Source organism: Fibrobacter sp. (assembly GCA_012523595.1).
Lineage (GTDB): Bacteria > Fibrobacterota > Chitinivibrionia > Chitinivibrionales > Chitinispirillaceae > JAAYIG01.
Genome location: JAAYIG010000113.1, coordinates 1 through 8,293, shown reverse-complemented (window position 1 = coordinate 8,293; position 8,293 = coordinate 1). Strand labels below are relative to the sequence as shown.

Annotated in this window: 7 protein-coding genes; 4 read left to right on the top strand and 3 right to left on the bottom strand. The window is 43.1% G+C overall.

All coding sequences use genetic code 11. The features are described 5' to 3' along the window. Positions 1-470 precede the first annotated feature (470 nt). Complete coding sequence (locus tag GX089_07775) at positions 471-1,016, bottom strand: hypothetical protein (GenBank protein ID NLP02376.1); 546 nt, start codon at positions 1,014-1,016, stop codon at positions 471-473. Positions 1,017-1,186: 170 nt separating this feature from the next. Between GX089_07775 and GX089_07770 the strand changes: the two genes are divergently transcribed. Then, positions 1,187-1,699: an HAD family hydrolase gene (locus GX089_07770; protein NLP02375.1), complete on the top strand. Its 513-nt coding sequence runs from the start codon at positions 1,187-1,189 to the stop codon at positions 1,697-1,699. A gap of 224 nt (positions 1,700-1,923) precedes the next feature. On the opposite strand, the gene GX089_07765 is transcribed toward GX089_07770, so the two are convergent. Beyond that, a complete protein-coding gene (locus GX089_07765; GenBank protein NLP02374.1) occupies positions 1,924-2,619 on the bottom strand; it encodes a class I SAM-dependent methyltransferase in 696 nt (231 codons plus the stop codon). A gap of 134 nt (positions 2,620-2,753) precedes the next feature. On the opposite strand from GX089_07765, the gene GX089_07760 reads away from it, so the two are divergent. From GX089_07760 to GX089_07750, 3 genes are all read left to right on the top strand, one after another. Continuing rightward, positions 2,754-5,228 carry a YfhO family protein gene (locus tag GX089_07760; GenBank protein ID NLP02373.1) on the top strand — a complete coding sequence of 825 codons (2,475 nt, stop codon included), beginning with the start codon at positions 2,754-2,756 and terminating at the stop codon, positions 5,226-5,228. A 92-nt stretch (positions 5,229-5,320) separates the two neighbouring features. Then, positions 5,321-6,295 carry a glycosyltransferase gene (locus tag GX089_07755; GenBank protein NLP02372.1) on the top strand — a complete coding sequence of 325 codons (975 nt, stop codon included), beginning with the start codon at positions 5,321-5,323 and terminating at the stop codon, positions 6,293-6,295. Positions 6,296-6,304: 9 nt separating this feature from the next. Next, positions 6,305-7,021 (top strand): class I SAM-dependent methyltransferase, encoded by a 717-nt coding sequence (locus GX089_07750; protein NLP02371.1) that lies wholly within the window; start codon positions 6,305-6,307, stop codon positions 7,019-7,021. Between the two features lie 26 nt (positions 7,022-7,047). On the opposite strand, the gene GX089_07745 is transcribed toward GX089_07750, so the two are convergent. Then, positions 7,048-8,025, bottom strand: a complete 978-nt coding sequence (locus GX089_07745; protein NLP02370.1) for a flippase-like domain-containing protein — start codon at positions 8,023-8,025, stop codon at positions 7,048-7,050. Between the last annotated feature and the right edge of the window lie 268 nt (positions 8,026-8,293).

Genomic DNA, 8,293 nt, shown 5'->3' with positions numbered 1-8,293 from the left:
CAAGTACCAGTCCTCTGATTGGGAGGTAAAAAGTGTAGCAAAAACCGGGGCAGTTTTTCCGGTATCAGTCTCACCTCCGAGGAAAATTATTGCTTCAGGCTAATGTCACTATTGCACATCTGAGGTAAGAAAAAAATCCTTAAAGTCAAGTGCTTGTCAAGCCTGCCCAATATGACAACAGATCACAATGCAAATACTTCAGAGCGGAACCTTTAATCAGGATATTAAGTGAAGATAGATCCAGCGGGAATCCAGAAACGACTTCCAGAGTATCACTTTCTCATAAGTGGTAAAAAGAGCAGCAAAAATCTGGGCTGTTTTTCAGTATCAGTTTCCTCTGAGGAAAATTATTACCGTCAAGGTAAATGTCATTATTATACCTCCGAGGTACGGCCCTCACCAAGTCAACATCTGCCAAAGCCAGCCCAAAGATACAACCAACCACACATACAGAGTTGAATCATGTAATCTCAATCAGAATACCCAGTATTGATAGATCCTAAAGGAATCTGGACCAGAATTTCCAGTGTATCGTTTGCTGCCCTTTGAAAAAGCACTGAAGAGTAAGATATTGTACCGGATACTGGTGTTCCAAAAGGTATCATATTGTCTCTGTACCACTCCTTAACGTAAAATGCCCATCTCTGAGCCGAAATATCTGCCGCCTTTTGTCTTTCTGTCTCATGAACAGCTTCCGGAAGTTTCCTGTTGATAACACCTCTGCCGGCGGTAAGGAAGCACCCTGAGGATTTCTGGTATGAGACAGAAACCAGTTTGCGCATCAGTTCTTTCTCACTGGGTTGGACAGTGAGCCGGTTTTGGAGATCAAGCAATGAGGAGAGTATGGAATCGTAATCAGGTTTGTATGGTGATTTTTTTACCTCTATGAATCCCTCTTTTGCTTTGGAGAATTCGTCTTTTTTCTGATCACGACAGGATATTAGAAGTGTGAGTGATAGTCCCAGAAAAACTATTATTGAAATGGAATAGAAGTGAGTTGATCTGGAATGCTGCATAGGTGTAATATATTTTGCTTTACCCTGTTGATCAATGAGGCTTACTTTGTACCTGAATTATCTGCCCTTCCTGGTTAGAAAATTTGTATACAAAAAAAATGCCTTTTCTATATTTAAATTCAAGAAATCCCTTAATCTCCTAAATCAAGCAGAAAACAGGTTAATCAAAAGTGAGGAAAGCGTTATTCTTAGATCGTGATGGTGTAATAAACGAGGACCGGTCATATCCCTATTTACCGGAGCAGATCGTCTTTATGGATGGCATATTTGATCTGTGCAGAAAAGCTCTGGATAAGGGATATATTATCATAGTTATCACGAATCAGGCTGGTGTGGCCAGGGGCTTTTTTACGGAAGAAAATGTGAAAAGGCTTCATGAATGGATGTCTGGTAGGTTCAGGGAGCAGGGAGTTGAGATTTCTGCATTTTACTATTGTCCCTATCATCCCAAGGCTGTGCTGGAGGAGTACCGTGTCGATTCAGACTGCCGCAAACCTGCTCCGGGTATGGTACTTCAGGCGATCAAGGATTTCTCCATCGATATTTCCCGTTCTCTTGTAGTTGGCGATAAGCCTTCTGATCGGATAAACCTGGATGGACTGAGGAGTGTAATTATAAAAAGCAGATACACCGGAGAGGATTATGATGTTGAGAGTCTCTCCGATGTTGAGCAGTTTCTTTAGTGTCCGGGTTTGCTGTATTAAACCTCAGCCGTTTGCTTCTCCTGGAGGAGGGTATCGATTTCACCTCGGAGGTAATTCTTTGATTTAACTGGTTAAGTCACAAAATCACCTCGGAGGTAAATTCAGAGGTGAATGCTTGATTTAAAATTTAAATCACGAATTCACCTTCAAGGTGATTAAAGAACCCACCTTAAATCATCATTTCACCTCAAAGGTAAAATCAATCAGGAATCACTATCGAGCTTCCTTATCGAATAAAGAGTCCCGTTACGGAACTTGATCGGTTCTGAGACCCTGAATTTATCCTCGGTGAATATCTTTTTCAGATCCTCTATTGTCCAGGCCCTTACATAAAAGAGCCGTTTTACATTTCTGGGAGCAAGAGGTCCAACCAGAAAAACACCTCCGGGGGCGAGGGAATCGCGGATATTTTCCATCGCGAATCTGCATTTCTGGTCATTTACTATGTGCTGGATCACATCGATCAGAAGAATAACATCAAAAATGTCTTCCAGCGGCTCAGAACTGATATCTTTGAGGTGAAATGAGAAATCAGGAAAAATTTTACTCATCCTGGGAATAACTACATCGGAAATATCGTATCCTTTATAATTTTGCACATTCTGTTCTTTTAGAATTTCTGTATAGAAGCCGGTTCCCAGACCGATTTCACAAAAGCGGCTTTTCTGGAAATTGATATTCTCTTTCCGGCAGGTCTCAAGAAAAACTGTTTTTGCTTTAGAGTACATCTCAAGATTTCTGGATTCTGTCATTGCATCGTTACCAGGACCCAGGATAGAGTCTCCGTATTTCAGAAAACGGTCGTGCCAGTACTTCTTTGCGTTGTAATCATCTCTTTTTCCGTAGATGAAAGGATAAAAGATTCGTTTCTGAATAGCCCGATATAAAAAACGTATCATTTTGTTCCTGTCTTTCAGGTTAAAAAAAACAGTGAGTGAAATAAAGATATATAAAAATAAGAAAAGAACTTACGAAAAAACTATTTTTAATAATTAGTCAATTTTCTATCCGCTTATTCCTTAAGGATGAACAAATGCAGGAAAAAAAAGAAAAAGCAGGCAATGAGTCCAAAGTCGCTTTGAAAAGAAAGTTCTACCAGACATCATGGTTCTATGCAATTCTTTTCGTTTTTGTTACCGCCGTTATTTTCCATCAGTTTCTGTTCAGTGACGGGATGCTGCACAGTTCTGATCAGATGAGTGGCTTTGATGCGAAGGTTTTTCTGCAGAATTCCCTCAAAGAGCATAAGCAGTTTCCGATGTGGTTCAGTTCGAGATTATCGGGTATGCCTACAATCGATGCCATGTTTGGAGATCCTTTCTATCTTCCATCGATGATAGTGGGTTTTCTTTTCCCCATTCATCGTGCTATCAGCATTAAAATGATTTTGCATGTGCTTCTTGCGGGGCTGTTTTTTTACCTCCTCCTCAGAAGAGGATTCAAGTTTTCCCGTCCGCTTGCTTTTGCCGGCGGGTTGTTGTACATGCTCAATCCCCAGTTTTTGTCTCATATTTATCCTGGTCACGATGGTAAAATGTATGTGATTGCCTGGCTCCCCTTTATTATCTGGCGGATGAAATCTCTGGTTGAATTTCCCTCTCTGTTTAATGCATCACTGCTCTCCTTTGGTCTGGGGATGTCGCTTCTTACCTCACATGTCCAGATGAACTATTTCATGATGTGGGGTTTGTTTCTTTTCTGGTTGTTTGCAGCAGTGCTCTGTCTGATTCCCTCTCAGAGGAATGTAAAAAAAGCGGTGATGCTGACAATCTATTTCTGGGGCTCTGTAGCATTCTCCCTTCTTCTGGCCATTGCCCCGTTTCTGCCATCTTACCTTTATGTCAGGGAGGCTTTTTCGGTCAGAGGAGTGGACAGGGGATTTGAGTTCGCCGCATCATGGGCGCTTGGATGGGCGGAGGTTCTTTCGTTGTGGGTTCCTGAGCTGGTTAATACGCTTGACTACTACTGGGGACAGAATCCTTTTAAGCTTAACTCAGAGTATGCCGGAGGAATCACTTTGCTTCTTGCTGTGCTGGCTATAGTGATAAAACCGGGTAAATGGAGAATATTCTGGGGGGCTGTAGCGGTTCTTTCCTGTCTATTTGCTCTGGGAGCGAATACCCCGGTTTTCCATATCGCCTATGCACTGATTCCCGGAGTCAAGAAGTTCAGGGCTGCCAGCATGATAATGTACTGGTTCTCATTCGGTACCGTGCTTTTAGCGGCTCTCTTTCTCAGGGATCTCATTGCCGGCAAACTGTCTAATTTGACTGAAGAAAAACAGAAGCGCTGGACAAAGGGACTTTTTTTCGCCAGTGGTGTGTTCGTGCTGATAACCCTTCTGTTTTCAAGCAAGGGCTTTGTGTCCGGGCTTTTTCAGAATCAGCTCGACAGCAATAAACAGAGAATATTTGAACTGAACTTTACCAGAAATTTCGTGCCGTTTCTGTGGCTGTGGCTCTTCTTTGCGGTCTCTACGCTGCTTATGCTGGTTGCTGTCTTAAAGAATAAACTCAAGCCGGCTGCTGCTGCGGTTATTATCGTCTTGTTCGGATTGATAGACATTTACAGAGTAGACGTGAAGTTTATCAGGATGGTGGATGTAAAGCCTTATTTCCGGAGTGAACCTGCTCTGGAGAAACTTGGCACAGAGATGAAGACAGCTCCTTTCCGGGTTTTCTCTCTTCCGGGTGCTATGATGAGCCAGCAGAATGGAGAGGGAATTTTCGGTCTTGAGGGTGTAAGCGGTTTCCATGATAACGAACTCAGATGGTACCGTGAATTCAGGGGTGATCAGCAGGATCGTAACTTTTTTTCCGGTATTATCGGATTCAATCAGGATGGTCAGGCATTTCTTCGGGCAGACAGACTCACAGAGGGAAACCCTTTTCTGGATATCGCCAATGTAAAATACCTGTTAGTGCGTTCGCAGGGACAGTTGATGCCGTTTGAGAACAGAAATGCCCTGGGCAGGGTTTCTTTTGCACCCGGATATACGGTTATGGATTCTTCGGCTATTATAGATGCCCTGATGGCTGGAACGTATGATTACCGGAAGAATGTTGCTCTTATGGAAGAGCCGGAGGTAAAGCCTGCAGTCGACTCTGCAGACCAGAGCCTCTTTTCGGCGAAATGGGAAAAGTATTCTCCTAATCACCGGGTTGTAAAAATCAATGCTCCATCGCAAGGATTCCTCAGGATATCCGAAATCTTTTATCCAGGCTGGGAGGTCAGGGTTGATGGAAAGAAGGTGAAGGTCTATCGGGCTGATCTGGCCTGGATGGCCGTTAATGTAGATAAGGGTGAGCATGTGGTGGAGATGTACGCTCATTCAATTTACCTTGGTAAGGTATTGTGGGTTTCTGTTGCTGTTGCAATAGTGCTCTGCCTTTACTGGTTGCTGTACTTCATTGTATTGAAAAAGGAAAAAAGAACTTTGCTGTCCGGAAGTAAAGACTGTCAGGATACGGTGGCCGTGAAACAAAACAGTGGAGAGGTGAGCCGGTAATACTGAACCGGCAGAGAGGATGTAGAGTGTCTTCAGGGTCAATTCTCATTGTGATACCTTATCCGCAGAAATCCGGAATATTTTCCGTTTATATGAAAGGGTATCTTGATCAGTACAGGAAACTCGGGTATGAAATAACCACCGAAAAACTCTATTTCTGGGAAAGCAAGATCCGTTACAGCCTTAAATGGTTTTACCTGATGCGGTATCTGGCCGACAGAAAGAAAACGATTTTGCTTCACCAGCACACAATTCCGGCATCCGGTCCCTTCATAATACCTTTTTTACTTTTATCAAGAGTGCTGCGGCGTAAAGTGATTGTGGTTTCACACGAAACTGTCCAGACCTACGCCAAACATCTTCCGCCCTTTGCCAGGTGGATCGCTTATTTTTATGAATATATGGTCGTGCACCTGAGTTCTTTTTATGTAGTGCATACGTCTTTTCACAAGCAGGAAATTGAGAGCTTTGCGCCCACACCAAAACTTAGAGTGATTCCACACCCGGCTGTAAAGGTAGAGATAAAAGAAAGGGAGAGAGTCAACTGGGGTTTTTACGGTATGCTGAGCGCAAAAAAAGGTGTAGATCTCCTTATAGATGCTTATCAGGATTTTACTCCCGGATCTCTGCCTCATTTGAAAATTTACGGAGCCGCCGCTCCGGGTGAAGAGAAGTATTATGAGTCATGTAGAAAGATGGTTAAAAGTGAATTCGCCTCTTACATCTATTTTAACGGAATGATACTTGAAGAGGATAAGGCAGAGGAATTTTCGCGTCTGTCGCTGATGATTCTTCCTTACCGGTATATTTCCCAGAGCGGGGTTTTATCTGAAGCGTGCATGCACAGGGTACCTTTTCTGGCATCTGATCTACCATTTTTTCGCGATTTCAAAGACAAATTCGGCTGTGGAAAACTCTTTAAGGCAGATGATAGAGACTCTCTTAAAGAGGAACTGATGAATATTTTAAAAAATCCTCTGCGTATTTCTGATGAAGAGTTCGCGGCATTACAGAATGAACTGTCCATTGAGCACTGTGCCGGTGAATTCCAGAAACTTATCTCATAAAGGAACTGCATGGCTAAGTACGATTTTTTTGCGAGTAAAAAAGCAAGTGTTATATCCCGCATTCTGGAAAAAACTCTTCGCAGGAAATTTGAACAAAAGTTTTTCCTCAATTTCAAAAGGAATGTTATATCGGTACTGGAGATTGGTGTTGGTAAAGGAGAATTCGCGCAGGGGGTAATCAGGAGAAATGTAGAGTACACAGGGTATGAGCCCAATGGAAAAATGCTCGAATCTCTGCTTGAAAAGGGTATAAATGTCAAGCAGGTATCGGTTCCGCCTTTCCCTGAGGAGGATAACAGGTTTGACGGGATCATGATGATTCAGGTCTTTGAACACATGCCGACATTGCAGGCTGCTGAGGAGGTCTTGAAAGAAAGTTACCGGGTTCTTCGTGATGACGGTAAGATAATGATTATCTCTCCCAGTTATCTTGCCTGGAAAGATGATTTTTTTGATCTCGATTTTACCCATACATTTCCGACTACTGCTAACCGGCTGCAGCAAATGCTGCAGGATTCCGGCTTTTACGATGTGCGTATCTGCTATTACTGGGGCGGTTTTTTTTCCGAGGTATGGAGGATCGCTGATATTTTCCTGCGACTGTTAAGAAGTGTTGCCGGTTTTTTTCTCCCTCGCAGTGTCGCATACTCAACCAGATTCAGAAAACTGGGGATGCTGTTTGCCGAGAACATCTGTGTAGAGGCATACAAGCAGGCCGGGAAATAAATCCGCAGCATTCCACCCGGTTTTTCTCAGCCGGCCGGGCTGCTTTTCAGTTTTACCGGAAGCTTCTTTATCAGCAGAGGAATTCCTCCTGCCAGTTTTATCAGTACAGAGACATAACCCAGAATGATATAACCTGCCAGTTGTTCATTTGTGAAGCCTATGTAGGCAAACATTGCATAAGCAAGCATTTCCCTTATACCAAAACCATTAGGAGTAAAAGCAAAGGCTAATGCCAGCAATTCAATTATTGGTATAAAAGCAAATGACTCGGCAATACAGATTCGCCCTGTCACTACAGAGATCAGAATAATAGCATTCAGGATCAACAGTATATGAGTCAGAAAAGTCAGTCCGGTGCACCAGAGAAGATTTATCTTCTTGTCCTTAAAAAGGTATATCTCCTCTCTGATATTCTCTAAAATCCGTAGCAGCCGCTGGGGAAGAATTTTCATGAATACGGATCTGAACTTTTTGGTGATCCGTTTTGAGAACGAGATGATAAAAAGAATTAATAACAATGAGATGCTTATGGCGATAGCCGGCAGTGTGCTGCGGATACTGGTCAGGTCGAGGATGAAAAAGCCAAACAGTGAAAAGAGAACCGAGGTGGCAAGATTGATCAGTTTGGCTATCCATGTGGCCCCCCAGCTCTTTGAATATCCATGCTTGCGGGAAACCATGACTGTCCTTACAACATCCTGAGAGAGGTTGGAGGGTAGCACCAGAGAATAAAACGCCCCGGTCAGGTGAGCATACATCGCTGTTGAAAATCGCAGGCCTGAATCTGACCCGGACATCAAAACATACCATCTTATGCCCTGAAGGATCAGGGAGAAAAATGCCACAGTAGTAAGTGCCGGAAGTGTCCACCAGGGAGTATTCCTGAGGACTTCTATCATTTCCCCGAAATCAATTTTGTGAAAAATCCAGGCAATCGGGACTATAGCGATTACTATTTGAATTATCAGTAGAAGACGTTTTCTGTTTTTTAACATGTTGGGCAAGGGTGTCTGACTGCCGGTTCTCAATGAAACAACGGGCAATAAAAACTATATTTTATTTTCGCTGTGATTTTCAAAAATGCCTCAAAATGACATGAGTATTTATTATCTGAGTTATGCACACGGATCTGGGTGGATTGTACACATAACGATTTTCCTGCCTATCTCTTCGGCAGCTTCCCTGGTCACCATGGCAAGCCCTACAGCCGCATAGATCGATTTTCTCAACAGGTCAAGCATATGTCTCCTTTGCTGAAATGAGAGTGTGATT